This is a genomic window from Agathobaculum hominis, from assembly GCF_014288055.1.
Taxonomy (GTDB): Bacteria; Bacillota; Clostridia; order Oscillospirales; family Butyricicoccaceae; genus Agathobaculum; species Agathobaculum hominis.
The window spans coordinates 132,685-157,062 of record NZ_JACOPK010000001.1 but is presented as its reverse complement, the minus strand read 5'-3'; the positions used below and the strand labels follow the sequence as shown (position 1 = coordinate 157,062).

The 24,378-nt window shown below is 60.0% G+C and carries 24 protein-coding genes and 1 riboswitch; of the genes, 6 read left to right on the top strand and 18 right to left on the bottom strand.

What is annotated here, in order from left to right; genetic code table 11:
• Positions 1 to 337 precede the first annotated feature (337 nt).
• Genes uvrA through H8S02_RS00720 form a run of 3 tightly spaced genes read right to left on the bottom strand, consistent with a single transcriptional unit; the run spans position 338 to position 5,791 of the window.
• Complete coding sequence (gene uvrA, locus H8S02_RS00730) at positions 338 to 3,187, bottom strand: excinuclease ABC subunit UvrA (RefSeq protein WP_186968791.1); 2,850 nt, start codon at positions 3,185 to 3,187, stop codon at positions 338 to 340.
• Between the two features lie 21 nt (positions 3,188 to 3,208).
• Positions 3,209 to 5,164 carry an excinuclease ABC subunit UvrB gene (gene uvrB / locus H8S02_RS00725; RefSeq protein WP_186968790.1) on the bottom strand — a complete coding sequence of 652 codons (1,956 nt, stop codon included), beginning with the start codon at positions 5,162 to 5,164 and terminating at the stop codon, positions 3,209 to 3,211.
• A 24-nt stretch (positions 5,165 to 5,188) separates the two neighbouring features.
• Positions 5,189 to 5,791: a GNAT family N-acetyltransferase gene (locus tag H8S02_RS00720; RefSeq protein WP_118723257.1), complete on the bottom strand. Its 603-nt coding sequence runs from the start codon at positions 5,789 to 5,791 to the stop codon at positions 5,189 to 5,191.
• A gap of 334 nt (positions 5,792 to 6,125) precedes the next feature.
• Between H8S02_RS00720 and H8S02_RS00715 the strand changes: the two genes are divergently transcribed.
• The 4 genes from H8S02_RS00715 (at position 6,126) to H8S02_RS00700 (ending at position 9,201) form a co-directional block, all read left to right on the top strand.
• The gene (locus tag H8S02_RS00715) at positions 6,126 to 6,659 is read left to right on the top strand and encodes a DUF4364 family protein (protein WP_158577045.1); all 534 of its coding nucleotides are present in this window, start codon (positions 6,126 to 6,128) and stop codon (positions 6,657 to 6,659) included.
• 17 nt (positions 6,660 to 6,676) lie between these two features.
• Positions 6,677 to 7,054, top strand: coding sequence for a CidA/LrgA family protein (locus H8S02_RS00710; RefSeq protein ID WP_186968789.1), 378 nt, complete (start codon positions 6,677 to 6,679; stop codon positions 7,052 to 7,054).
• Entirely contained in the window at positions 7,047 to 7,736 is a 690-nt protein-coding gene (locus H8S02_RS00705) for an LrgB family protein (RefSeq protein WP_186968788.1), read from the top strand. Before H8S02_RS00710 ends, H8S02_RS00705 begins: the two co-directional genes overlap by 8 nt.
• A gap of 568 nt (positions 7,737 to 8,304) precedes the next feature.
• On the top strand, positions 8,305 to 9,201 hold the full coding sequence (locus H8S02_RS00700) for a 4Fe-4S dicluster domain-containing protein (protein WP_186968787.1): 897 nt from the start codon (positions 8,305 to 8,307) through the stop codon (positions 9,199 to 9,201).
• A gap of 264 nt (positions 9,202 to 9,465) precedes the next feature.
• Here the strand turns inward: H8S02_RS00700 and thiC are convergent, their stop codons facing one another.
• The 3 genes from thiC to H8S02_RS00685 form a co-directional block, all read right to left on the bottom strand.
• Positions 9,466 to 10,788 (bottom strand): phosphomethylpyrimidine synthase ThiC, encoded by a 1,323-nt coding sequence (gene thiC / locus H8S02_RS00695; RefSeq protein WP_186968786.1) that lies wholly within the window; start codon positions 10,786 to 10,788, stop codon positions 9,466 to 9,468.
• Between the two features lie 345 nt (positions 10,789 to 11,133).
• Complete coding sequence (gene thiH, locus H8S02_RS00690; RefSeq protein ID WP_186968785.1) at positions 11,134 to 12,324, bottom strand: 2-iminoacetate synthase ThiH; 1,191 nt, start codon at positions 12,322 to 12,324, stop codon at positions 11,134 to 11,136.
• Positions 12,325 to 12,536: 212 nt separating this feature from the next.
• Complete coding sequence (locus tag H8S02_RS00685) at positions 12,537 to 13,301, bottom strand: thiazole synthase (protein ID WP_118723265.1); 765 nt, start codon at positions 13,299 to 13,301, stop codon at positions 12,537 to 12,539.
• Between the two features lie 241 nt (positions 13,302 to 13,542).
• On the opposite strand from H8S02_RS00685, the gene mscL reads away from it, so the two are divergent.
• The gene (gene mscL / locus H8S02_RS00680) at positions 13,543 to 13,962 is read left to right on the top strand and encodes a large conductance mechanosensitive channel protein MscL (RefSeq protein ID WP_186968784.1); all 420 of its coding nucleotides are present in this window, start codon (positions 13,543 to 13,545) and stop codon (positions 13,960 to 13,962) included.
• Positions 13,963 to 14,000: 38 nt separating this feature from the next.
• On the opposite strand, the gene thiF is transcribed toward mscL, so the two are convergent.
• The 11 genes from thiF to yajC all read right to left on the bottom strand — a co-directional run bounded on the left by thiF (position 14,001) and on the right by yajC (position 22,089).
• Positions 14,001 to 14,636, bottom strand: a complete 636-nt coding sequence (thiF, locus tag H8S02_RS00675; protein ID WP_186968783.1) for a sulfur carrier protein ThiS adenylyltransferase ThiF — start codon at positions 14,634 to 14,636, stop codon at positions 14,001 to 14,003.
• A gap of 52 nt (positions 14,637 to 14,688) precedes the next feature.
• Entirely contained in the window at positions 14,689 to 14,883 is a 195-nt protein-coding gene (thiS, locus tag H8S02_RS00670; protein ID WP_207722035.1) for a sulfur carrier protein ThiS, read from the bottom strand.
• 89 nt (positions 14,884 to 14,972) lie between these two features.
• Positions 14,973 to 15,075, bottom strand: a riboswitch (TPP riboswitch).
• A 41-nt stretch (positions 15,076 to 15,116) separates the two neighbouring features.
• Complete coding sequence (gene pdxR / locus H8S02_RS00665; protein WP_186968782.1) at positions 15,117 to 16,526, bottom strand: MocR-like pyridoxine biosynthesis transcription factor PdxR; 1,410 nt, start codon at positions 16,524 to 16,526, stop codon at positions 15,117 to 15,119.
• Positions 16,527 to 16,617: 91 nt separating this feature from the next.
• A complete protein-coding gene (locus tag H8S02_RS00660) occupies positions 16,618 to 17,568 on the bottom strand; it encodes an AEC family transporter (RefSeq protein WP_186968781.1) in 951 nt (316 codons plus the stop codon).
• Positions 17,561 to 18,025 (bottom strand): MarR family winged helix-turn-helix transcriptional regulator, encoded by a 465-nt coding sequence (locus H8S02_RS00655; RefSeq protein ID WP_158577047.1) that lies wholly within the window; start codon positions 18,023 to 18,025, stop codon positions 17,561 to 17,563. Before H8S02_RS00655 ends, H8S02_RS00660 begins: the two co-directional genes overlap by 8 nt.
• Before the next feature lie 423 nt (positions 18,026 to 18,448).
• Entirely contained in the window at positions 18,449 to 18,979 is a 531-nt protein-coding gene (locus tag H8S02_RS00650; RefSeq protein ID WP_186968780.1) for a hypothetical protein, read from the bottom strand.
• A gap of 67 nt (positions 18,980 to 19,046) precedes the next feature.
• Positions 19,047 to 19,538 (bottom strand): NAD(P)-binding domain-containing protein, encoded by a 492-nt coding sequence (locus tag H8S02_RS00645; RefSeq protein ID WP_186968779.1) that lies wholly within the window; start codon positions 19,536 to 19,538, stop codon positions 19,047 to 19,049.
• 99 nt (positions 19,539 to 19,637) lie between these two features.
• On the bottom strand, positions 19,638 to 21,017 hold the full coding sequence (gene scfB, locus H8S02_RS00640) for a thioether cross-link-forming SCIFF peptide maturase (RefSeq protein ID WP_186968778.1): 1,380 nt from the start codon (positions 21,015 to 21,017) through the stop codon (positions 19,638 to 19,640).
• 72 nt (positions 21,018 to 21,089) lie between these two features.
• On the bottom strand, positions 21,090 to 21,233 hold the full coding sequence (gene scfA / locus H8S02_RS00635; RefSeq protein ID WP_078096990.1) for a six-cysteine ranthipeptide SCIFF: 144 nt from the start codon (positions 21,231 to 21,233) through the stop codon (positions 21,090 to 21,092).
• Between the two features lie 13 nt (positions 21,234 to 21,246).
• Positions 21,247 to 21,660 (bottom strand): TIGR04086 family membrane protein, encoded by a 414-nt coding sequence (locus H8S02_RS00630; RefSeq protein WP_186968777.1) that lies wholly within the window; start codon positions 21,658 to 21,660, stop codon positions 21,247 to 21,249.
• A 75-nt stretch (positions 21,661 to 21,735) separates the two neighbouring features.
• Positions 21,736 to 22,089, bottom strand: a complete 354-nt coding sequence (yajC, locus tag H8S02_RS00625; protein ID WP_243023691.1) for a preprotein translocase subunit YajC — start codon at positions 22,087 to 22,089, stop codon at positions 21,736 to 21,738.
• A gap of 167 nt (positions 22,090 to 22,256) precedes the next feature.
• On the opposite strand from yajC, the gene selD reads away from it, so the two are divergent.
• Positions 22,257 to 23,294 (top strand): selenide, water dikinase SelD, encoded by a 1,038-nt coding sequence (gene selD, locus H8S02_RS00620; RefSeq protein WP_186968776.1) that lies wholly within the window; start codon positions 22,257 to 22,259, stop codon positions 23,292 to 23,294.
• 607 nt (positions 23,295 to 23,901) lie between these two features.
• Here selD and H8S02_RS00615 read toward each other — a convergent pair.
• Positions 23,902 to 24,378, bottom strand: coding sequence for a MogA/MoaB family molybdenum cofactor biosynthesis protein (locus H8S02_RS00615; protein ID WP_186968775.1), 477 nt, complete (start codon positions 24,376 to 24,378; stop codon positions 23,902 to 23,904).

Sequence of the window (24,378 nt, the reverse complement as noted above, 5' to 3'; positions counted from 1 at the left end):
TATTACAACTATTATACCAAAACGCCGGGATAATCTCAACATTTTTATGCACATAGTCGAAAACGGGTGATTTCTTCCGAAACCACCCGTGAGACTGTCGAAAAACTATCGTTTTTCCGACAATCTGTGTTTTGACTTCGCAAAACACGGACGTCCGAAAGTTCCCATACAGAAACTTTCTCCCTCTTAAAGTATGAAAACCGAGGTACACGCCCCCGGTTTTCATGCGTTTGCGCAGCAAACGCTTTTGAATGCGCGCTGCCGCGCGACTGCTGTTTTGGCGTGAAAACAGACTGACGGGTGATTTCTTCCGAAACCACCCGTAATTTTGTACATTTTATTCACTTTTCGCCTGCATTGCGGCCTTTGTTTTCGCGAGAACAGGGCCGAGATAGCGGCCGGTATACGATTTTTCGCACTGTGCGACCTCCTCGGGCGTGCCGCTCGCGACCAGTCTGCCGCCGCCGTCGCCGCCCTCAGGACCGAGGTCGAGGATATAATCCGCGACCTTGATGACGTCGAGGTTGTGCTCGATGACGACGACCGTGTTCCCCGCGTCCACGAGCTTTTGCAGCACATCCACAAGCCTGTGCACATCCGCGACGTGCAGACCGGTCGTCGGCTCGTCGAGGATATAGATGGTCCTGCCGGTCGAGCGCTTGGACAGCTCGGTCGCGAGCTTAGCGCGCTGCGCTTCGCCGCCCGAGAGCGTCGTGGAGGACTGACCGAGCTTGACGTAACCGAGGCCGACCTCGCGCATGGTCTCCAGCCGCCGCGCGATCTTCGGCACGTTCGCGAAGAACTCGCACGCCTCATCCACCGTCATATCCAGCACTTCATAGATATTTTTGCCCTTGTAGCGCACTTCGAGCGTCTCCTTGTTGTAGCGGCGGCCCTTGCAGACGTCGCAGGGGACATAGACGTCCGGCAGGAAGTGCATTTCGATCTTGAGCAGGCCGTCTCCCGAGCAGGCCTCGCAGCGGCCGCCCTTGACGTTGAAGGAAAAGCGGCTCGGGCCGTAGCCGCGCGCCTTCGCATCTGCCGTTTTGGCGAACAGATCGCGGATGTCGTTGAACACGCCCGTGTAGGTCGCCGGATTGGAGCGCGGCGTGCGGCCGATGGGCGACTGATCGATGTCGATGACCTTGTCGAGGTTTTCCAGTCCCTCGATGCCGTCGAACGCACCCGGGCGCGTTTTTGCGCCGTTCAGCTCGGCGGCGAGCTTCTTGTAGAGGATCTCGCCCACGAACGAGGACTTGCCTGAGCCGGAAACGCCGGTCACGCAGGTCAGCGTGCCGAGCGGAATGGTAAAGTCGGTGTGCTTGAGGTTGTTGACCGCGCAGCCCTTTACTTTGAGCTTTTTGCCGCTGCCCTTGCGGCGCACCTCGGGCACGGGGATGAATTTTCGGCCGGAGAGATACTGACCGGTGATGGAATCGCTCTTCAGCAGCTCGTCCACCGTGCCCTGAAATACGACCTCGCCGCCGTTGCGGCCCGCGCCCGGGCCAATGTCCACGATATGATCGGCCGCGAACATGGTGTCCTCGTCGTGCTCGACCACGATCAGCGTATTGCCGAGGTCGCGCAGACGCTTAAGGGTCGCGAGCAGCTTGTCGTTGTCGCGCTGATGCAGGCCGATGGACGGCTCGTCGAGGATATACAGCACGCCCACGAGCGACGAGCCGATCTGCGTGGCGAGGCGGATGCGCTGGCTCTCGCCGCCCGACAGCGTGCCGGACGAGCGCGAGAGCGTCAGATATTCCAGACCGACCGACCGAAGGAAGCCGAGGCGGTCCATGATCTCCTTGATGACGCGGTCGCCGATCTTGTGCTGCATCTCACTCAGCCGGAGCGTGTGCAGAAACTCCATCGCCTTGACGACCGATTTTTCCGCGAATTCCGCGATGTTGAGTCCGCCGAGCGTGACCGCGAGCACCTCGGGGCGCAGGCGGCGGCCATGGCAGGCCGGACACGGGCTTTCGCTCATGACCTCCTCGATCTCGCCGCGCGACCAGTCGCTGTTCGTCTCGCGGTAGCGGCGCTCGAGATTGGGGATGATGCCCTCGAACGGCTGACGCATCACGCCGCCCGAAATGCGGCTGACCGACAGCTCGAGCACCTCGTCTCCCGTGCCGTAGAGCAGCTCGTCGAGCGCCTGTCCGGACAGTTCCTCAATGGGCGTTTCGAGCGAAAAGCCGTGCTTTCTGCCGAGCGCAGTGTAGTACATATAGGAAATGCTGCCCGGCTCGGCGTTCGTCCAGCCGGTCGCGCGGATCGCGCCCTGCTTGATGGACAGTCTGCGGTTGGGGATGACGCGGTCGGGGTCCACGACCTTCTGAATGCCGAGGCCGGTGCAGACCGGGCACGCGCCGTAGGGATTGTTGAACGAGAACATGCGCGGCGTCAGCTCCTCAATGGAAATGCCGCAGTCATCGCAGGCGTAGTTCTGCGAAAAGCGCAGCTCATCGCCGCCGATGACATCCGCGATGAGCAGACCGCCCGACAGCGCGCACGCGGTCTCGACCGAGTCGGTGATGCGGCCGCGCGCGTCCGGACGGATGACAACGCGGTCGACGACGATCTCGATGCTGTGCTTTTTCGTCTTGGCGAGCTTGAATTCTTCGGAAAGGTCATGTACCTCGCCGTCCACGCGCACGCGGACATAGCCCTGCCTGCGGGCATCCTCGAATACCCTGCTGTGCTCGCCCTTCTTGCCGCGGATGACCGGCGCGAGCAGCTGCACGCGCGTCTTTTCCGGCAGCGCCATCAGCCGGTCGATGATCTGGTCGATGGTCTGCTGATGGATCTCTTTTCCGCATTTCGGGCAGTGCGGCGTGCCGATGCGCGCCCAGAGCAGACGCATATAGTCGTAGATCTCCGTGACCGTGCCGACGGTCGAGCGCGGGTTCTGCGAGGTGGTCTTCTGGTCGATGGAGATGGCCGGGGACAGGCCGTCGATATAGTCCACATCCGGCTTGTCCATCTGGCCGAGGAACTGCCGCGCATAGCTCGACAGCGACTCGACATAGCGGCGCTGACCCTCGGCGTAGATCGTATCGAACGCCAGAGACGACTTGCCCGAGCCGGACAGGCCGGTGAACACCACAAGCTCGTCGCGCGGAATTTCAATATCGATGTTTTTCAGATTGTGCTCACGGGCACCTTTTATTTTGATGATGTCTTTCATTCGTGTTTTCTGTACCTCGTTTTATTTTTCCTCCAGCGCCTTGATCTGGTCACGCAGCTGGGCGGCGATCTCGAATTCGAGCATCTTCGCCGCCTCCTTCATCTGACGGGTCAGACGGGCGATCTCCTGCTGCTTCTCGCCCTTCGTGCGCAGCTTTTTCTTGCTGCTCGTCGGCACGTTGGAGGTGATCTCGATCACGTCCTGCACCTTTTTGCGCACAGACCTGGGGGTAATGCCGTGTGCCTTATTAAACGCATCCTGCAATGCGCGGCGGCGCTCGGTCTCGTCCATCGCGCGCTTCATCGAGGGCGTGATGCTGTCGGCATACAGCACGACCATGCCGTGCTCGTTTCGCGCGGCGCGGCCGATGGTCTGGATGAGCGAGGTCTCCGAGCGCAGGAAGCCCTCCTTGTCCGCATCGAGGATGGCGACGAGCGACACCTCGGGGATATCCAGACCCTCGCGCAGCAGGTTGATGCCGACGAGAACGTCATACACGCCGAGGCGCAGGTCGCGCACGAGCTCCTGCCGCTCGATGGTCTTGACGTCGTGGTGCATATAGCGCACCTTGATGCCGGCGGTCTCCAGATAATCGGTCAGATCCTCCGCCATTTTCTTGGTGAGCGTCGTGACGAGCACCCGCTCGCCTCTGGCCGTTCTCGCGTTGATCTCTCCGATGAGGTCGTCGATCTGGCCGTCTACCGGTCGCACAACGACCTCCGGATCGAGCAGACCGGTCGGACGGATGACCTGCTCAACGACCTGACCCGAGCGCGAGAGCTCGTATTCGCCCGGCGTCGCGGAGACATAAACGATCTGGTTCAGCCGCTCGTTGAACTCATCGAAGTTCAGCGGACGGTTGTCATAGGCGCTCGGCAGGCGGAAGCCGTTTTCGACCAGACTTTCCTTGCGCGCGCGGTCGCCGTGATACATCGCGCGGACCTGCGGCAGGGTAACATGGCTCTCGTCCACGATCAGCAGAAAATCCTTCGGGAAGTAGTCGATGAGCGTGTAGGGCGAGGAGCCCGGCGCACGGCGCGACAGCACGCGCGAATAGTTCTCGATGCCCGAGCAGAAGCCGATCTCCTGAAGCATCTCGATGTCGTACCGGGTACGCTGCGCGATGCGCTGCGCCTCGATCAGCTTTCCGTTTTCCTCGAAGTATCTGACGCGCTGCTCCAGCTCCTCTTCAAGATCCTTGATGGCCTCCTCGAGCTTTTCCTTCGGCGTGACATAGTGGCTCGCCGGAAAAACTGCAATGTGACTGAGCTCACCGAGCGGAACGCCGGTCAGCGGATTGATGCGGCTGATGCGGTCGACCTCGTCGCCGAAGAACTCGACGCGCACCACATCCTCATCCGAGTATACCGGCCAGATCTCGACCGTGTCGCCGCGCACGCGGAAGCGGTTGCGCTCGAAAGCGATGTCGTTGCGCTCATACTGGATGTCGATCAGACGGCGGATGAGCGTGTCGCGGCTGAGCTCCATGCCCGGACGCAGCGAAATGACCATGCTCTTGTAGTCGATCGGGTCGCCGAGCGAATAGATGCACGACACCGAGGACACGATGATAACGTCGCGGCGCTCAGCGAGCGCGGAGGTCGCGGAATGGCGCAGGCGGTCGATCTCGTCGTTGATGGCGGAGTCCTTCTCGATATAGGTATCGGTCGAGGCGATGTACGCCTCCGGCTGATAGTAGTCATAGTAGGAGACGAAATACTCGACGGCGTTGTCCGGGAAGAACTCGCGCAGCTCGGTGCACAGCTGCGCGGCGAGCGTTTTATTGTGCGCGAGCACGAGCGTCGGGCGCTGTGTCTGCTCGATGATGTTGGCCATGGTGAAGGTCTTGCCCGAGCCGGTAACGCCCTTGAGCGTCTGCTCCTCCAGACCGTTGCGGATGCCTTCGACGAGCTTCGCGACCGCCTGCGGCTGATCGCCCGCCATCCTGTACGGGCTTACGATGTGAAATTCCGGCATTTGCCTGACCTCCCTCTGTTTCTCTTATACGTCGTGGATGCGCTGCATCGCCTGGCGGAGCGCACGGCTCACGAGCGGACTGTCCGAGATCTCCGGGAACGGCACGGTCGGCTCGGGCGCGCCGTCGTGCGGACGCAGACTCCTGCCCATCCAGAGCACGTCGCGCCACTGGCCGAACTTGTACATGCTCTCCTGATAGGCGCCCGAAATGACAAAGCCCATCGACTTGTGGAACTTCATCGAGCGCTCGTTGGGCGAGGTGATGCCGACATAGATATTATAGTAACCCTGCATCGCGAGCACCTCGAACAGCGCGGCGTAGATCGCGCCGGCGATGCCGTGGCGGTGCCAGTCCTGCGCGACATAGATCGAGGTCTCCACCGACCACTGGTATGCCGCGCGGGTGCGGTGCGGAGAAGCGTAGCCGTAGCCTGCGACCTCGCCGTCGATAATGCACACGAGCCACGGCAGCTTTTCGGTGAACGTGCGGATGCGGCGCGTAAACTCCTCGAGCGTCGGCGCATCGTATTCGCTCGACACGGTCGTCTGGATAACGTAGGGCGCGTAGATGGCGAGCATTTCGGCGGCGTCGTCTACGGTCGCGGGACGCAGAATGATTTCAGACATATGTTTTCCCTCTTTTCGCTTTTCTCCGTGCAGACGGATGGTTCCGTCGGTCTCTTATTCTTTTATTATATCCCCTGCGCCGCCGCTCTTCAACTGATTTCTGCGCATCCCCTGCCAAAAACCGCACATTTGTTCGTGTCATTTTTGTGCGCTTTTGCCCGTCGAAAACCGTACAAACTGTGCCTCGCCTCGTTGCAATTTTCCCCCTCGGGTAGTATACTTATAGTCACTAAGCAAATTTCCGGCAAGTGTATTTTTCCGCGCCGCGCGCCCTGTTTTCCTGTGTCGGCGCAGCACGCGGATGAGTGCAGGACCAAAGGAGGTATCCCGTATTATGATCCGTTACGGCTTTATCCATACCAAGGAGGACATCAAGTTTCTTGTGCTGTTCGCAATGGATCTTCTCCCCTTCCCCGTTACGTTCGAGACGGTGGTCGATCTGATTACATGGTGTGACGACGGCTTCGGCTATTTCGAGCTGAGCGAAGCGTTTTACGAGATGATCCCCACCGGCCACATCGACGAGAGCATCGAAAACGGCGCAAAGCTCTATGCCATCACCGACAAGGGCCGCGAGGCGACGCGCATCTTCGAGAAGCAGCTGCCCTATCCGGTGCGCGAGGCGGCGCAGCGTTCGGCGCTCCGCGTCGTGCGCCAGATCCGCCGCGACGCCGCGATCCATACTTCGGTCACCGAGCACGGCGAGCACGATCTCACCGTCCGCATGGAAATGGAGCAGGTGTTTGCCATCGAAATGGCGGTCGTCAGCCACGAACAGGCGACCATGCTCGAGCGCACCTTCAAAGCCAACGCCGAAGCGATCTACCAGAAGCTGCTCGGCGTTATGACGCAGGAATATCCCGATTAAAAGAAAGAAGCATCCCCGTGAAACACCTCAAACAACTCGCATTGCTGCTCGCGTGCTGCGTCGGCGGCAACCTGATCTCTGCGCTGCTGCACGGAGCCCTTCCCAGCAACGTGCTTGGCCTCACCCTGCTGCTTGTGCTGCTCATCTGCCGCGCGGTCAAGCTGCACCATGTGGAAGACACCGCCGATTTTCTGCTTCAGAACATGGCGTTTTTCTTTCTGCCGGCGTGCCTCGGCATTCTCGACATTTTCGCTGACATCAAGGGCGAGATCCTCGCCATTCTCGCGGTCTGCCTGCTCACGACGCTCTGCACCGCCGCCGCGACCGCTCTGACCGTGCATATCGTGCTCAAGCTCCAGCATCGTGAAAATGAGGAGGCGTTCGATCGTGACTGAAATTCTGACTTCCCCCCTGACATGGATGTTCCTGTCCATCTTCTGCTACGCCATCGGCGTGGCGATCCAGCAGAAAACCGGCTCACCGCTGTGCAATCCGCTGCTGATCGCGTCCGTTCTCGTCGGCGTTCTGCTCATCGTGAGCGGCACGACGTACCAGACCTATGAGGAATCCGGTCAGCTGATCTCGTTCTTCCTGACGCCGGCGACCGTTGCGCTCGCCATTCCGATCTACCGCAAGCTCGATGTGCTGCTGCACAATCTGCTGCCCATCCTGCTCGGCGCGTTCGTCGGCTCGTGTGTTTCCATCGGCAGCGTGCTGCTGTTCTGTCATCTGTTCGGACTGAGCGACTCGACCACGCGCTCGCTCATCCCGAAATCGGTCACGACCCCGATCGGCGTCGCGCTTGCGGATATGATGGGCGGCGTGACCTCGATCACCGCGATCGCCATTGTCATCACGGGCATTTTCGGCGCTATTCTGCTGCCGACGTTTCTCAAGTGCATCGGCGTGCGCAATCCGATGCAGATGGGACTGTCCATCGGCACGGCGGCGCATGCGGTCGGCACCTCGCGCGCGATCCAGCTCGGCGAGACCGAGGGCGCGATCAGCGGTCTTGCGATCGGCGTTGCCGGTCTGCTGACGGCGTTTATTGTTTCGGCGCTGTCGATGTTTATGTAAAATTGCCGCCGTCTGACGGCGGAGATGCCGGTGTTCACCGGCGGGAACAAGAGGGGACAGGACACCAGGTATGGTTTCCTGTCCCCTCTTGACTCCCCTTACCTTCCTTTGCGCTGACACATCGGAGATGTGCAGCGAAACGGGGGTTACGGGGGCTCGGTTCCGTGCGTCGGGCAAATTTTGGGACGCTTTCTGGCCCTGAGGTCAGCTTGCGTGATTTGCCGCGCATGACAGTGCGCGGCCAGACAGTGCAGGGCGTTTGTCTTGTGCTGCGAAAAGCTCCGCTTCGATCAAAATCGTGCTCTTGGAGCACCAGACGTCCCTGTGGGCCCCTCGCATTTAGACGCGCGACCGAAGGGAGTCGCGGCCTAAGGAAGATGAGGGGGAGTTAAGAGGGGGATAAGAAACCATTCGGTGTCTTATCCCCCTCTTGCCCCCGCCGCCGGGCGGCGGCATTTCCCCTCTGCTGAGGGAAAAGAGAGAAATTGCTTTTCCCTGTATCCTTTGATATAATGATATACAGAGGATAATCGCCGCTTTCCCGCGGCGCGACAAGGAGGATACATAAATGAGCATGAACGGCACGCTTCCGACCCCCGAGGACATCAAACGGGTCAAGGGACTCGGTTTCCTGCACGACAAAACCACGGCGGACTGCTTCAACGCTCGCGTCATCACGCGAAACGGCCGCCTTCAGCCGGACGAGATCCGCGCGATCGTAGACGCGGCGGAAAAATTCGGCAGCGGCGAGATCGCCATGACCACCCGCCTGACCATCGAGGTGCAGCGCATCCCGTTCGCCAATATCGAGCCGTTCTGCGCCTTCCTCGCGGAGCACGGTCTTGAGACCGGCGGCACCGGCCCGAAGGTCCGCCCCGTCGTCGCCTGCAAGGGCACGACCTGCCAGTACGGTCTGATCGACACGGTCGCGTTCTCGCGTACCATCCACGAGCGCTTCTACAAGGGCTGGCACGACGTCAGGCTGCCGCACAAGTTCAAGATCGCCGTCGGCGGCTGCCCGAACAACTGCGTCAAGCCCGATCTGAACGACCTCGGCGTCATCGGCCAGCGCGTGCCGTCGCACGACCTCTCCAAATGCCGCGGCTGCAAGGTCTGCCAGATCGAAAAGGCCTGCCCCATCGGCGCAAGCCGTCTGGGCGAGAGCAGACTCGACTGGAACGAGGAGATGTGCAACCACTGCGGACGCTGTGTCGGCAAGTGCCCGTTCGGCGTTGTCGGCGAGGAAAAGCGCGGCTACGCGGTCTATATCGGCGGCCGCTGGGGCAAGCGCACCGCACAGGGCCGTATGCTCGCGCACGTATTCACGAGCGAGGAGGAAGTGCTCGAGGTCATCGAGCGTGCCCTCACCCTGTTCCGCGACGAGGGCAACGCCGGTGAGCGTTTCTCGGATACAGTAAGCCGCCTCGGCTTCGAGAACGTCCAGAACCGTCTGCTCGGCAGATAAAACTACATAAATATGCAGCAAAACGGCACGCCAAAAGCGTGCCGTTTTCGTTTATCGATAAAGTCCATTTTCACGATACTGCTGCTGCCGCGCGGCAGCGCGCATTAAAATGCGTTTGCAGAGCAAACGAAAAAAACCGAGGACATGCGCCTCGGTTTTTTTACACTAAGAGGGAGAAAGCTTCCGCATGGGAACTTTCGGACGTCCGTGTTCTGCGAAGTCAGAACACAAGATTGTCGGAAAAACGAAGTTTTTCGACAGTCTTTAGCAGCTGCCCTTTTCCGAGCAGAACTCTACCTTTTTCCCTTCAAGGATCATATTCGTCGTGCGAACGGCGCACATCTTGCCGCACATCGAGCAGGTATGACGCTCGGTCGGCGGAACCTGTTCATAAAAGCGCTGCGCTTTTTCCGGGTCGAGCGCAAGCGCAAACTGCGCCGGCCAGTCCAGCTTGTGACGTGCCTCCGCCATCGCGTTGTCACGGTCGCGCGCGCCCGGCAGACCGAGGGCGATATCCGCCGCATGTGCTGCGATCTTGCTCGCGACGATGCCTTCGCGGACGTCATTCTCGTCCGGCAGGCGCAGGTGCTCGGCCGGAGTGACGTAGCACAGGAAGTTCGCGCCTGCCTGCGCCGCGATCGCACCGCCGATGGCCGAGGTGATATGGTCATAGCCGGGGGCGATGTCGGTGACGAGCGGCCCGAGCACGTAGAACGGCGCGCCGTGGCAGATGCGCTTTTCCATCTGCATATTCGCCGCGATCTCATTCATCGCCATATGGCCGGGGCCCTCGATCATGACCTGAACGTCCTTGTCCCACGCACGCTTCGCAAGGTTTCCGAGCTCGATCAGCTCACTGATCTGACCGGCGTCGGACGCATCGTCGATGCAGCCGGGACGGAGCGCGTCACCGAGCGAGATCGTGACGTCATAACGGCGCAGGATGTCGAGAACGTCGTCGTAATACTCGAAAAACGGGTTTTCATTGCCCGTCATCTGCATCCACGCGAACAGCAGCGAGCCGCCGCGCGAGACGATGTTCATTTTGCGTCCCTCACGCATGAAGGCCTCGACCGCACGTCGGTTTATGCCTGCGTGAATGGTCATGAAGTCCACGCCCTCCTGCGCGTGCGCCTCAACGACGCGGAGGAAGTCCTTCGCGGTGATCTCGAGCAGATCTTTTTCGAGATAGCCGATCGCGTCGTACATCGGCACGGTGCCGATCATGGCAGGCGACATATCGATGAGCTGTTTGCGGAACGTGTTGGTCTTGCCGTAGTTGGACAGGTCCATAATCGATTCCGCGCCCATGTCGATGGCCATGCGCACCTTGCGCAGCTCCATCTCATAGTCTTTGCAGTCGCCCGAAATGCCGAGATTGACGTTGATCTTGACGCGGGTGCCGTCGCCGACCGCTTCCGCGGACAGGCTTTTGTGGTTGATGTTCGCCGGAATCGCAATCGTACCCTTTGCGACTCGTTCCATGATGAACTCGACCGGGCGGTTCTCCTTGCGGGCGACCGTCTCGATCTCCGGCGTGACGATGCCGCGCTTCGCGGCATCCATCTGCGTTGCATAATTTCTCATGGTTACTGATGCTCCTTGAAGTGAAATTTATTGCTTCCGGAGCACGGCGTTTTCCGACGCATCGAGGCATGCGGTGCGCTCTGTCCTGATGCGTCCGCCGCACTTCGGCGGCAGGCCTTTAGCTTCCAAGGGGGACGCTGTCCCCCTTGGATACGCCCCCGGTTCCGGGGAAACCGGGGGCGATAACCCCCTCGCCCCTGCACGGCAGGAGCGGCCGCGCCGCCGCGGCGCGGGCAGCGGTATCAAAGTCCGGCAGAGCTGGACTTTGATAGGGAATTTTATGCGGCACACTGCTGTGCGCCTGTTCTGCCTGTTTCGCCGCAGGCGAAATGCGGCAGAAATGTGTTATACGTATAAGTAGTCGGCCATTACGGGCTGGAGACCGTGCTCGCAGATTGCGTTATAGACCTCGTCGACCGAGCGGCCGTCCGAAATCTCGAACTGCTCGTCACCCTTGTCCTCGCCCGAATGGCCGCCAATGCCGACATCGACACCTGCGGAAATCTTGGTCGCGGCGATGCCGATGATGTTGTCGCGGAAACCCGCGCGCTCGCGCGTCGAAATCGTGATGGAGGCGTAGGGCATGAAGATGCGGTACGCGCAGACGACCTGAAGCAGCTGCGGCTCGTGGACGTCCTTCGGGTTGATTTTGTCGTTATTGATGATCGGGCGCAGACGCGGACAGGAGAACGCGATCTCCGCGTGCGGGTACTTGCGCTGAAGCAGGTAGGCGTGCATTCCGGTCGCGAAGGCATCCTTGCGGAAGTCGGACAGACCGAGCAGCGCCGCGAAGCCGACGCCGCGCATGCCGCCCATGATGGCGCGCTCCTGCGCGTTCAGACGGTACGGGAAAATGCGCTTGTGGCCGCCGAGATGCAGGGTTTTGTACTTCTGGTCGTCATAGGTCTCCTGGAATACGGTGACGTAGTCCACGCCGCATTCATGCAGATAAGCGTACTCGTCCACGTTCAGCGGGTAGATCTCGATGCCGATGACGCGGAAATACTTGCGCGCCAGCTTGACCGCCTCGCCGATGTAGGACACCGGCGACATGGCGCGGCTCTCGCCGGTCAGCATCAGAATCTCCTGCAGGCCGGTCTCCGCGATGGCCTTGAGCTCCTGCTCGATCTCGTCCATGTCGAGTTTAGCGCGGCGGATCTTGTTATGGCAGTTGAAGCCGCAGTAAATGCAGTAGTTTTCGCAGTAATTTGCGATGTAGAGCGGCGTGAACATCTGCACCGAGTTTCCGAAATGCTTGCGCGTTTCCATCTGCGCACGCTGCGCCATCTGCTCGAGAAACGGCAGGGCCGCAGGCGACAGCAGCGCCGCGAAATCCTCGGGCGAGAGGACGTCCTTGCGGAGCGCCCGCAGAACGTCAGCCGCGGTATAGGCATCCGCGTCGTAGGCGTTCATGCGCGAGATGACCTCATCCTGAATTTCCGAGCCGATGTTGTCCATGCCCGGCTGATAGGCCATGTGGTCGGTTTCTGCGGTGATATATTTTGCGGAGATGATCTCCGTTTTTTCGTTTTCCATGACAAATACCCTTCTATTCTTCGCACAAAGTGCGCATTTGATTGAAAATTGCAGCGCAATTTTCATAAAAACGCGGGGCGTGTACCTGCGTTTTTATACAAGGAAGAAAATTTGTGTGCCGTGCAGCGACGCGCAAATTTTCTTGTTGGATATGTCCGGGCATCGCCCGGCATATCCTTCTTCGATTGAAAGCGTGGTTTCAATCGAGGATTTCAGTCCTGTAAAAATCCGGTCAGCGGAGACGAAGCGGACGCGGTTTCGCGTACACGGCCCAGACCGGCAAGGTAGGCCGCGCGGCCTGCCTCGATGGCCTTCTTGAACGCCTCAGCCATTGCCGGGATGTCGCCCGCGGTCGCGATGGCGGTGTTCGCCATGATGGCCGCCGCGCCCATCTCCATCGCCTCGCACGCCTGCGACGGACGGCCGATGCCGGCGTCAACGATGATCGGAAGATCGATCTCGTCGATGAGGATCTTGATGAAATCGCGCGTTGCGAGACCCTTGTTCGTGCCGATCGGAGCCGCGAGCGGCATGATGCAGGCCGCGCCCGCATTCACGAGATCGCGCGCCGCGTACAGATCGGGATACATATACGGCATGACGACAAAGCCCTCCTTCGCGAGGATCTCGGTCGCGCGGATGGTCTCCTGATTGTCCGGGAGCAGGTACTTGCTGTCGCGCATGATCTCGATCTTCACGAAATCGCCGCAGCCGCACTCGCGCGACAGACGGGCAATACGGACGGCCTCGTCCGCGGTGCGTGCGCCCGAGGTGTTCGGCAGCAGGGTCACGCCCTCAGGGATGTAGTCGAGGATGTTCGCCGTGCCGCCCTGATTGGCGCGGCGCAGCGCGAGCGTGATGATCTCCGCACCGGCGTTCTGCACCGCAGCGTTGATGAGGTCGAGCGAATATTTGCCCGAACCGAGGATGAAACGGCTGGTGAACTCGTGTCCGCCGAGAATAAGCTTGTCTGTCATAGTAAAAATCTCCTTTGTATCTTGACCCGGTGGGGGTAAGCGTGTAAACTATGCTTAAGGCAGCACCGCACAATTAAAGCCGCGGCGCTTTGCGGAAATTTAGTGTCCTGACTTTGTTGCGATTTCACGGTAATACATCAAGTATTACCGCAAAACCGCGCCTCGTCAGTACGCAAAATTTGCTCGCAAATCGCTCTTGTTCAATTATCCGGTATTGCCTTATAAAAAACGGGGTGAAAAAATGAAAAAGTTTCTCGAAGAATTCAAGGCCTTCGCGCTGCGCGGCAACGTGATGGACATGGCGATCGGTGTTATCATCGGCGGTGCGTTCACGACCATTGTGACTTCGCTGACCGAAAACCTCATCAACCCGATTCTCGGTCTCGCCGGCGGCACGGATCTGAGCGGTTTTGTGCTCAGTCTCGGCGGCATCGAGCTCCGCTACGGCGCATTTCTGACCTCGGTCATCAACTTCCTCATCATGGCGCTCGTGCTGTTCTGTCTGCTCAAGGCGGTCAACAAGCTGCTCTCCATCGGAAAAAAGCCCGAAGCGCCCGCCGCACCGACCACGAAAAAGTGCCCGTTCTGCTGCTCCGAAATCCCGATCGCAGCCGTCAAGTGCGCACACTGCGCCTCCGACCTGCCGAAGGACGAAACATAAAATCTTACTTACTCGACCGCCCTTCGGGGCGGTTTTTTCTATGCTTCCGTCTCGCCGATGAGCAGGCGCAGCACCATCGTGCCCTCGTGCGCCGAGCAGACCGCAACGCGCGGCGCCATCAGTCCGAGGCCGTCCGCCACGTCGCTCTTTCCGTCGCCGCACAGGTACAAATGGCCGAAGCGCTTTTCCGTGCGGATGAGGTTCGCGGAGCCGTAGCCTGCCATGCCGCTGCCCGAAACGAGCGGCTTGTCCGGCAGCTGCGTAAGAACGTTTTCGATCAGCATCGCCTTCTGGTCCGGCTTATCGAACGCTTCAACGATGACGTCGCACTCAGAAAACAGCCGCTTCACGTTCGCCGGGATCACGCGCTCAGTGTAGGTCTCGTAGTTCAGATACGGATTGATGGCCTCGAGCTGCTCGACGAGCGCAAGCGTTTTCGGCACGCCAAGATCCTTCATCGTGTAGTGCTGTCGGTTGAGGTTGGTGATGTCCACGACGTCGAAATCCACAAGGATCATATGTCCGATGCCGAGACGCGCGAGGAACACGGCGAGATTGGAACCGAGTCCGCCGAGTCCTGCGATACCGACGGTCGCGCCGTCGAGTTTTTTCTGTATCTCCGCGCCGTGTCTCTCCACGAGCGCGTCATGCAGCTGCTGCTGAGTCAAAATCATGTTTTATCTCCTGTTTCGTGCGCGAAAATAGGTGTTTTTGCTTTCGGCCGTATCAGCCGCCGCCCACGAAGCACACGACCTCGAGATGGTCTGCATCGGTCAGCTTTTCCTCCGCGAAGGCCGCCCGCGGTACGATGCTGCCGTTTTTCTCGACGGCAACGCGCTGCGGGTCGTGTCCCAGCTCGCGCAGCAGACCCAGCACCGTGCCGTCCTGCGGAAGCGAGCGCTCTTCTCCGTTTACCTTCATGATGATCCTTCCTTTCCATGGCGCTGCATATGTTTTTGCAGCAAAAAATGCCCCGGTCTACCATTGCGGTAAAACCGGGGCATTGAATTTCGATTGATGCGACAGCTTCCCTACGATGGTGCTAACCAACAGGTTCAAAAGGTTAGGCTCTCGCCCTCTCAGCCGCTCATCACGGCACCCTTGCTTGCACGTTCAGTATAGGACGCGCGGCGCGATTTGTCAAGAAAAATTTATCACATTTCCTTTGTCCATGCTCTCCGCAGACGCGCGGCCGCCTCGTCGATCTGCTCTCCTGTCATGCCGGCATAGCCGAGCACGAGCGTTGCGCGCGGCGGGCGCACAGGCGGCATATAGTATGCAGAAAGCGCATAAACGCGCACACCCGCGGTCTTCGCGCGCTCGACAAGTTCGCGTTCCAGCATACCGTTGCGCATATGGAGCAGCAGGTGCAGACCGGCCTCGGAGCGCGAGATCTCGTGCGGCAGCTCGGTAAATTCGCGGTCGATCGCCGCCATCAGCGCGTCGCGCCGCGCCTGATAGACCTTGCGGCTGCGGCTGATGTGGCGCTCGAAGCCGCCGGAGTGCATGAACGCCGCAAGCGTAAACTGATCGAAGCTCGAGACCGTCGCGGCGTACAGCGAAAAACGCTCGCGGTAGCGCGCCATGAGCGCATCCGGCAGCACGAGATAGCCGATGCGCAGGCCCGGCGCAAGGCTTTTCGAGAAGGTGTTGACGTAAATGACGCGGCCCTCGCGGTCGAGCTCGCGCAGCGCCGGGATCGGGCGCGAGGCATAGCGGAATTCGCTGTCGTAGTCGTCCTCAATGATGTAGCGTCCGGGCTTCCCCGCCGCCCAGCGCAGCAGCTCGAGACGGCGCGCGACCGGCATGACCGTGCCGAGCGGAAAATGATGGGAGGGCGTGAGATAGACGACCGAGGCGTCGCTTTCAGCGAGCACATCGGCGCGCAGGCCGCTCTTGTCGAGCGGGATCGGCCGCAGAGCGGCGCTGTTCTGCGTGACGATCTGCGCGAGCTTGCGGTAGCCCGGGTTCTCGACCGCATACACATGCCCGTGACCGAGCAGCTGAATGAGCAGGCCGATCAGATATTCCAGACCCGCGCCCACGACGATATTCTCCGGCGAGACCGCGATGCCGCGGAAATCATGCAGATAGTGCGCAATCTCCTGCCGCAGCTGAAGCACGCCGCGCGGATCGGTCGCCTCGAGCAGGCGCGCGGAATATTCGCTCAGCACGCGCCGCGAGAGATGCGCCCAGGTCGAGAACGGAAAGCAGCCGTTATCTACGATATTCGTCTTGAAATCGTAATCATACCGCTCGTTTCTCGGATATTTTCCCACGGTTCTGTGCACAGTTTCCGTATGAACGGACGGCGGCGGCGCGATCTGCTCCTGCACGAAATAGCCGCGTCTCGGCGCGGAAACGATGTAGCCCTCTGCGGCAAGCTGACCGTAGGCGGTCTCGACCGTGATCTGGCTGATGCGCAGGTTCGCCGCGAGCTGACGCTTGCTCGGCAGGCGCGTGCCGCCGGCGAGCGCTCCCGACATGATGTCCGCCCGTACCGCGCGGTAAAGCTGCTCGTAAAGCGGCACGCCGCTCTGCGCGTCCAGATGATATGTCAGCATGCTTTTTCCCCCTCTTTTCCTCCCCGGAGAACACAAAAACCCCTTTTCTCCGGCATTACTGTTCCCATGATACCAGAGAAAAGGGGCATTGTCAAATCAGCGCAAACGATCTCAGAATGAACAGCGTCAGCGTCAGCGTGACCGCGCTCAGCACGGTCGTCAGCACGATGATCGAGGACGAAAGCACATGGTCGCCGCCCATATTCTTCGCCATGACATACCCGGAAACCGTGCTCGGCGCGCCGCACAGGATAACGATGGCGACGAGCGCCTGCTCGCGGAAGCCCATGTGCACCGCGATCGGCAGGAAGATGACCGGCAGCAGGATGAGCTTGATGAAGGCGGCGGCGCAGGTCGGGCCGAGCTTTTTGATGGCCTTCGCGCCCTCGAACCCCGCGCCGATGCTCAACAGCGCCATCGGCGTCGCGCAGCCGCCGAGCATGCTCAGGAACTTGTCCGCCATCGGCGGAAAGTCGATCGACAGCAGCGAAAACGGCAGACCGGCGAGAATGCCGAGGATGATCGGGTTGGTGATGATGCCGCGCAGCGTGCGCCTGACAACGCCGTGATGGTCCGCCGTGCGCGCGTCCGGCGCAGTCACGGTCAGCACGAGCACCGAGAAGATGTTGTAGAGCGGCACGCTCGCCACGATCATCAGCGGCACAAGACCGGCATCTCCGTACAGATTCTGCACAAATGCAACGCCGAGGATGGCCTGCGAGCCGCGGAACGCGCCCTGTGTGAACGCGCCGACCATGCTCTTGTCGCGCAGAAAGAGCGCCGCGCCGGCCCAGATGGCGAAAAAGTAGAGCGCCGTTACGCCGGCACAGAAAAAGAAGAACTTCGGGTCGAACTGCTCGGTGATGCGCCCGGCGGCGATATCGCGGAACAGCAGGATGGGCAGCAGCACCTTGAACGACAGCTTGTCGATCTCCGCGAGCGTCTGTTTGCTGAAAAAGTTCCGGCCGCGCAGCAGCCGTCCGAGCAAGATGATCGCAAAGATCGGCACGGTCGCGTTCAGACAAAATATTAGATTATCCATTGTTTTCTCCTTCGGCAGCGGCTTCCTCACGGAGGAAGAAGTCCTGCAGTTTTTCAAGGCTCTGCGCCAGAACAGTGCTCTGCTCAGGCGAAAGCGTGTCCAGAATGGACGAGATCATGCGTTCGTGGAACGCGCGGTGATACTCGTAGACCGCCCGTCCGCGCGGGGTCAGCGTGACCTGCACGACGCGCCGGTCGCTGCGGCTGCGCGCGCGGCGCACAAGCCCCTTCCCCTCCAGCTTGTCACAGGCGACGGTCATCGTGGCGAGGGTAACGCCGAGCATATGCGCGATCTCGCTCATGCGCGCCGGCTCAGACAGACCGATCTTCTCGATGATGTGGATCTCCGTGATGGAGATCGCGCTCCCGAGTCCGGTCGTCATCGCACGCTCTTCAATTTTATTGATGCGCCCGAAGGCATCGACCAGAAAATCGTTGATCTGCTGTGCATCCGCCATTTTGCCGCCGCCCTTCATAGTTTTATATAAGGCAACACCGCACAATTAAAGCTGCGGCGCTTTGCGGAAATTTAGTGTCCTGACTTTGTTGCGATTTCACGGTAATACATCAAGTATTACCGCAAAACCGCGCCTCGTCAGTACGCAAAATTTACTCACAAATCGCTCTTGTTCAATTATGCGGTATTACCATAAGACTGTCGAAAAACTGTGTTTTTCCGGCAGTCCGTGTTCCGACTCCGCAGAAGTCAAGTCGTCCGAACGCATGAAAATCAAGGCGCCTTTCCCCGTTTTCCATACGTTTGCGCAGCAAGCGCTTTTGATTTTGCTGTCGCGCGACAGCATCGGCATCGCAAAGACAGACCGACATTTTATATGTCTAAATGTTAGCATATCTAAGTAAAAAATGCAACCATATTCGCGTTATCCGGCCAGTAAAATCGCAAGAAACACGCGCAGCAGCGCACTCAGCGCCGCTGAAGCGAGACACAGCGCAAACGGCGCGCGGCTTTTCGCCCACGGTGCGGCATTCTGCGTGCATTCCCACACGAGCGTGCAGGCGGCGAGCAGCGCCGACACGCTGATGACCGCCGGAAGCGCCTCCGCCGCAAGGACGGCCGCCCCCTCCCCCTGCGCGACCGCGACCGCGAGCGACAGCGCGAGCACAAAGCCCCGCGCGGCTGCGATGCCGGACAGCCAGAGCGCCGCAGGACGGAACAGCGCCGCCGCAGGCGGCAGCACGAGCCACAGCACCGCGCAGAGCACGCTCTTTCCGGCCTGTCCGGGCAGCTCGCGCAGCAACGCGGTCAGCTCGAGCGCGCAGTCTCCCTCCGCCGCATGCAGGCCGGTCAGGCCGCCTGCCGCCGCGCCGCACAGAAACATCGAGCACAGGAACACAAACGACGGCGTGCGCGCGAGGGCATCAAAAAAACCGGGAATATGCCTTTTGTTCATACGTCTCCCCCTTTCGGAAGCCATAGAACAGCATATTCCCGGTCTCGTTCTGTTAGAACGCTGCGGCTCAGCCCTCTTCGTTCAGCATCTCGCACATCGTGTCAACGATGTCGCGTGCGGGCTTGCACAGGAACGGACGCGCGAGCTTGCTCGCCTCGTAGGACGCGCTCAGTCTGCCGTCTTCATCTCGATGCAGAACAGCGGCCATCAGCTCGGTCGCGGCAACGATGCGCTCGCTGAGGTATGCCAGATCGACCTTGTCGCTGTCGCACACGGATACGACAACCCTTTTCTGCGAGCTGCTCGAGATCTTCGCGAGCTCGGTCGGCATTTCGCGTCGGGATGCGGTGACGAGCACGATCTCGCTCTTGATGACAGCGGAAAGCTCATCTTCGCAGACCGTTACGTCATAGCCCTCTGCGGCCTGAAGGGACGCCTCATTTTTTGCAGACAGAAACAGAAAGCGCGTCGGAATGATGTTCTTTTCCAGAATTGCACGGACGAGCGCGGTCAGATATTCACCTTCGCCGAGCACGGATACCAGAACATTCTGCGGCATAATATCATCTCCTTATCGAGAGTATTTTAAATACAAAAGACATTATAAGCACCGCCGACGCTTTTCGCAACGGATTTTACACATTCTTTTTGTAAATCGTTATTTTGCCTCTTCCGCACAAATTTTATCCATTGCTTTTAGATAAATTGCACACTCGAGACGCTTGCGCTCCATCTCGCAGCCGAGGTCATAGGAGTCGTTCATATCGTGGTTCATGTTGTAGTTCGCCGCGGAGCAGCCGCCGGAGCAGTAGAACTTCGCCCAGCACTTCTGGCACTTCGGACGGGAATAGATGTTCATGCCTGCGAATTTCTGCGCGATGTCCATGTCAAAGGACTGATCGAGCACGCTGCCCTGTCTGAACTCCTCCTTGCCGACGAACTGGTGGCAGGGATAAATGTCGCCGTCCGGCGTGACCGCAACGTACTCGTAACCGGCGCCGCAGCCGCGCAGACGCTTGACCACGCACGGGCCCTGATCGAGGTCGACCATGAAGTGGAAGAAGGTAAACGGCTTGCCTTCCTTTTTGCGCTCGAGCATGATGTCGGTCAGGCGGTCGTACTCTGCCTCGATCTTCGGCAGGTCGTCCTCGGTGAGGTCGTAGCCGCAGCCCGGATCAGCCGTTACCGGCTCGACGGACAGGCGGTCGAAGCCCGCGTCCGCAATGCTCAGCACGTCGTTGGCGAAATCCAGATTATGCGAGGTAAACGTGCCGCGTGCATAGTAGTCGAGGTTCGGGTCGCGCTCATCGACGAGCGCCTTGAACTTCGGAACGATGGTGTCATAGCTGCCGGTGCCTGCGACGGTCTTGCGGAACTCATCGTTGACCTCGCGGCGGCCGTCGAGCGACAGAACGCAGTTGTCCATGTTCTCGTTGATGTACCTGCGCTTGTCCTCGTCGAGCAGCAGGCCGTTGGTGGTGATGGTGAAGCGGAACTTCTTGCCGTGCTGCTCCTCGATGGAGCGCGCGTAATCGACCGTCTGGGTAACGGTGTCCCACGCCATGAGCGGCTCGCCGCCAAAGAAGTCCACCTCGATGTTGCGGCGCTTGCCCGAACGCGCGATAACGAAGTCGATCGCCTTCTTCGCGACCTCAGGCGGCATGATCTTGCGGCCCTGACCGAAGTCGCCGGTGGACGCAAAGCAGTATTTGCAGCGCAGATTGCAGTCGTGCGCGACGTGCAAGCAGAGCGCCTTGACCGGTGCGCCGACCGGAATATAGCGGCTGACGTCAATGTAGTCGTCCTCCGCGAAAAGCTGGCCTGCCTTTTTCAGCTCGTACAGCTCGCCGTATGCCTCGCGCACATCGTCCGCCGCATACTGCGGCAGCGCCTCGACAACGCTCTCCGGGCATTTCTCGGTCATGTTCTCGTCGATCAGACCGGAAACCGCATAGCTGATATCGTCGAGCAGATGGACTGCGCCGGAGTTGACGTCCAGGACAAAGTTCAGACCTTTTTTCTGGTAACGATGGATCATTTCTTGTTATTTCCTCCGATATACATAGCAAGGCGCGCCCAAGGCGCGCCCATGCTCATTTGAAATCTGCGATTACTTAGCGTGCTCGCACTTCTGGTTTGCCACGGTGCAAGAAGTCTTGCATGCGGACTGGCAGGAAGTCTGGCACTCGCCGCAGCCGCCGTGTGCTGCGGTCTGCTTCAGGGTTGCAGAGGTCAGGGTAGATACGTGCTTCATGGATGTTTCCCTCCTACTTTTTCAGATGACTGTGTTTGTTTTTTGTACGCATATAGATGCCGACAGCAGTGCCGAGCACCGAAGCCGCGACTGCACAGAGCAGACTGACGGCTGTGCGACCGAATCGGACGGGCTGCGACAGCGCGAGCGCGCAGACAGCCAGCAAAATCAGAAAAACCACCGGGCCGCCTGCGACTGCGATGGCGAGCCTGCCGTCGGGCAGACGCCGCGCCGCGAGAAACGAGGCGAGCATGCATCCGGCCACCAGACAGGCGAGCGATATCGTGGGGATCAGTTCCTCCCCGAGCGTCCCCTGATGGACCAGAACGGCGCACACCAGCATCAGAACGAGCGTGGCGAGCAGTCCGGCTGTCGCGCCGAAAAGAACCGGCCGAACCGGCGACGCGCCTTCATTGGTTTTCCTCATATGTCCCATCCTCCCGCCGAATATGGATATGGAAACCTATTCAGCAAGATACTCTTTTATGCCGCAGAGAAGCGCTTACTTCTTTGCGTCCTTTGCTTCCTTCGGAGCCTCAACGGTCTCGGTAGCCGGAGCTTCCTTGCCGCGGATCGCCCAGCGGTAGATCTTGAGCTTGGTGCGGTCGCTCGAGGACTCGATGACCAGCGTGTCGTCCTTGATGCTGACAACGCGGCCGATAAAGCCGCCGATAGTCGAGATCTCGTCGCCAACCGAAATGGAGTTGCGCATCTCGCGCTCCTGCTTGTCGCGCTTGCGCTGCGGACGGATCAGTACGAAATAGAAAACGACGATCAGTACGACCAGCGGAAGAAACTGTGCCAGGAGCGTACCGTAGTCGCCTGCTGCGGGCATTTTATCCAGTGCCATGAACATTGCAATTACACCTCCCTGTGTAATGTTATATAGATACTTCTATCATTATATCGGATAAAGCCGCAAAACACAAGAGTTTTTTGCACCGGGTACAAATTTATGCTATAATAAACGCAGATTTCATGCCGCTCATACAAAACAGCGCGGCCCGAAAGGACGTTTTTACCATGGAAACCGAAGTAAAGCTGACAAAGCTCGCCTCGTGCGCAGGCTGCGGCGCGAAGGTCGGCGCCGGCACGCTCGCGCGGCTGCTCGACGGCTTCAGGACGCATACCGACCCCCGCCTCATCGTCGGCTACGACAAGAGCGACGATGCGAGCGTTTATGTACTCGACGAAAATACCGCGCTCGTGCAGACGACCGACTTTTTCCCGCCCATCGTGGACGATCCGTTCCTTTTCGGCCAGATCGCGGCGGCGAACGCGCTGAGCGACGTATACGCCATGGGCGGCGAGCCGAAGCTCGCGCTTAATATCATGTGTCTCGCGCCCGGCATGGCGAAGGAGACCGTGCAGGATATTCTGCGCGGCGGCTACGACAAGGCCTATGAGGCCGGCGCGATCATCACGGGCGGCCACACCATTCAGGGCGCGGAGCCGCTCTACGGTCTCGCCGTGTCCGGCTTCGTGCATCCCAAAAAGGTGCTCACGAACAGCGGCGCGCAGCCGGGTGATGTGCTCCTGCTGACCAAGCCGCTCGGCGTCGGCATCATCACGACCGCCGCGAAGGCCGGTCTTGCCGAAAAGGCGCTGACCGAACGTATCTACCGCCAGATGGCTGCGCTCAACAGAGCCGCGCGCGACGTGATGGTAAAGTATCCGGTGCACAGCTGCACGGATGTGACCGGCTTCGCGCTGCTCGGCCACTCGTTCGAGATGTCGCAGGGCAGCGGCGTCACGGTGCATATTCAGACGGAAAACGTGCCGTTCCACAAGGAAGCGTGGGCGTTCGCCGACATGGGGCTTGTCCCGTCCGGCGCATACCGCAACCGGGATTACGCCGAAGCCGGCGTCAGGCTGACGCGCGAGATCGCGCGGCCGATGCAGGATATTCTGTATGACCCGCAGACGAGCGGCGGCCTGCTGATCGCGCTGCCGGAGAAGGATGCTGCGCAGTGCCTTGATGAGCTGCGGCAGAGTGTGCCGCAGGCGGCGGCGGTCGGATATGTTACTGAAAAAATGGATGCTGCCATTTATCTGGAATAACTAACGCCGCCTTCGGCGGCGGGGATTGCCGGTGTTCACCGGCGGGAATGCCGCCGTCTGGCGGCGGAGAAACGCCGTGCCCACGGCGGAGGGCAAAAGGGGACAGGACACCAAACATGGTTTCCTGTCCCCTCTTGACTCCCCTGACCTTCCTTTGCGCTGACACATCGGAGATGTGCAGCGAAACGGGGGGTACGGGGGCTCGGTTCCGGGCGTCTTTCAGCTTATATGCAGCTAAGCTGCCCTGAATTTCCCTTACGTGATCCGCCGCGCATAACAGTGCGCGGCCATCCGGTGCAGGGCGACGGCAGAACGCTGCGAAAAGCTCCGCTTCAATCAAGCGTTGACCCTTGGAGCACCAGACGTCACTGTGGACCCCTCGCATTTAGACGCGCGACCGAAGGGAGTCGCGTCCAAAGGAAAGGTTGGGGAGTCAAGAGGGGCAGGGAAACCTTGGTGTCCCTGCCCCTCTTGCCCCCGCCGCCGGGCGGCGGCAATGCACACGCCATGTCATGGCGAACATCCCCGTCCCGGGAGGGCCTTCCTCGCCTCCAGTGGCAGGCCGCTGTATCGGCGGAAGGTCTGCCCTCTGCTGACAGGAAAATTTTTATTCCTTTCCGCCGCGGAGAATGAAAATCCCGTGTTCCAGCGGCTCCAGCACCGCTTCCATGTTTTCGCACGCCCCCTTCGGACTGCCGGGCAGATTGACGATCAGACTCTTCCCCCGGATGCCGGCCGCCGCGCGCGACAGGCACGCCTTCGGCGTGATCCGCATGGACGCCGCCCTCATTGCCTCGGGAATACCCGGCGCGAGTCTGCCGCACACGGCGATCGTTGCCTCGGGCGTAACGTCGCGCTCGGCAAAGCCTGTGCCGCCTGTCGTGACGATCAGCGCGATGTTTTCCTCGTCGGCGGCGCGGATGAGCTCCTTTTCGATGCACCCGCGCTCATCGGGCACGAGCACGATCTCCCCCACCGTGTAGCCTGCGCGCTCGAGCAGCGCCTTGACCGCAGGGCCGCCTGCATCCTCCCGCTCGCCGCGGTACGAACGGTCGCTGACCGTGATGACCTTTGCTGTGATCAC

What these genes read in the sequence shown, in the direction of transcription:
- mscL (WP_186968784.1), top strand. Translation starts at nt 13,543, where the DNA reads ATGAAAAAGTTTCTCGAAGAATTCAAGGCCTTCGCGCTGCGCGGCAAC.
- H8S02_RS00715 (WP_158577045.1), top strand. Translation starts at nt 6,126, where the DNA reads ATGATCCGTTACGGCTTTATCCATACCAAGGAGGACATCAAGTTTCTT.
- H8S02_RS00650 (WP_186968780.1), bottom strand. Translation starts at nt 18,979, where the DNA reads ATGAACAAAAGGCATATTCCCGGTTTTTTTGATGCCCTCGCGCGCACG.
- H8S02_RS00655 (WP_158577047.1), bottom strand. Translation starts at nt 18,025, where the DNA reads ATGGCGGATGCACAGCAGATCAACGATTTTCTGGTCGATGCCTTCGGG.
- yajC (WP_243023691.1), bottom strand. Translation starts at nt 22,089, where the DNA reads ATGTTCATGGCACTGGATAAAATGCCCGCAGCAGGCGACTACGGTACG.
- scfA (WP_078096990.1), bottom strand. Translation starts at nt 21,233, where the DNA reads ATGAAGCACGTATCTACCCTGACCTCTGCAACCCTGAAGCAGACCGCA.
- H8S02_RS00720 (WP_118723257.1), bottom strand. Translation starts at nt 5,791, where the DNA reads ATGTCTGAAATCATTCTGCGTCCCGCGACCGTAGACGACGCCGCCGAA.
- thiF (WP_186968783.1), bottom strand. Translation starts at nt 14,636, where the DNA reads ATGATTTTGACTCAGCAGCAGCTGCATGACGCGCTCGTGGAGAGACAC.
- uvrA (WP_186968791.1), bottom strand. Translation starts at nt 3,187, where the DNA reads ATGAAAGACATCATCAAAATAAAAGGTGCCCGTGAGCACAATCTGAAA.
- thiH (WP_186968785.1), bottom strand. Translation starts at nt 12,324, where the DNA reads ATGGAAAACGAAAAAACGGAGATCATCTCCGCAAAATATATCACCGCA.
- pdxR (WP_186968782.1), bottom strand. Translation starts at nt 16,526, where the DNA reads ATGCTGACATATCATCTGGACGCGCAGAGCGGCGTGCCGCTTTACGAG.
- uvrB (WP_186968790.1), bottom strand. Translation starts at nt 5,164, where the DNA reads ATGCCGGAATTTCACATCGTAAGCCCGTACAGGATGGCGGGCGATCAG.
- selD (WP_186968776.1), top strand. Translation starts at nt 22,257, where the DNA reads ATGGAAACCGAAGTAAAGCTGACAAAGCTCGCCTCGTGCGCAGGCTGC.
- H8S02_RS00645 (WP_186968779.1), bottom strand. Translation starts at nt 19,538, where the DNA reads ATGCCGCAGAATGTTCTGGTATCCGTGCTCGGCGAAGGTGAATATCTG.
- scfB (WP_186968778.1), bottom strand. Translation starts at nt 21,017, where the DNA reads ATGATCCATCGTTACCAGAAAAAAGGTCTGAACTTTGTCCTGGACGTC.
- H8S02_RS00630 (WP_186968777.1), bottom strand. Translation starts at nt 21,660, where the DNA reads ATGAGGAAAACCAATGAAGGCGCGTCGCCGGTTCGGCCGGTTCTTTTC.
- thiC (WP_186968786.1), bottom strand. Translation starts at nt 10,788, where the DNA reads ATGAGAAATTATGCAACGCAGATGGATGCCGCGAAGCGCGGCATCGTC.
- thiS (WP_207722035.1), bottom strand. Translation starts at nt 14,883, where the DNA reads ATGAAGGTAAACGGAGAAGAGCGCTCGCTTCCGCAGGACGGCACGGTG.
- H8S02_RS00660 (WP_186968781.1), bottom strand. Translation starts at nt 17,568, where the DNA reads ATGGATAATCTAATATTTTGTCTGAACGCGACCGTGCCGATCTTTGCG.
- H8S02_RS00685 (WP_118723265.1), bottom strand. Translation starts at nt 13,301, where the DNA reads ATGACAGACAAGCTTATTCTCGGCGGACACGAGTTCACCAGCCGTTTC.
- H8S02_RS00700 (WP_186968787.1), top strand. Translation starts at nt 8,305, where the DNA reads ATGAGCATGAACGGCACGCTTCCGACCCCCGAGGACATCAAACGGGTC.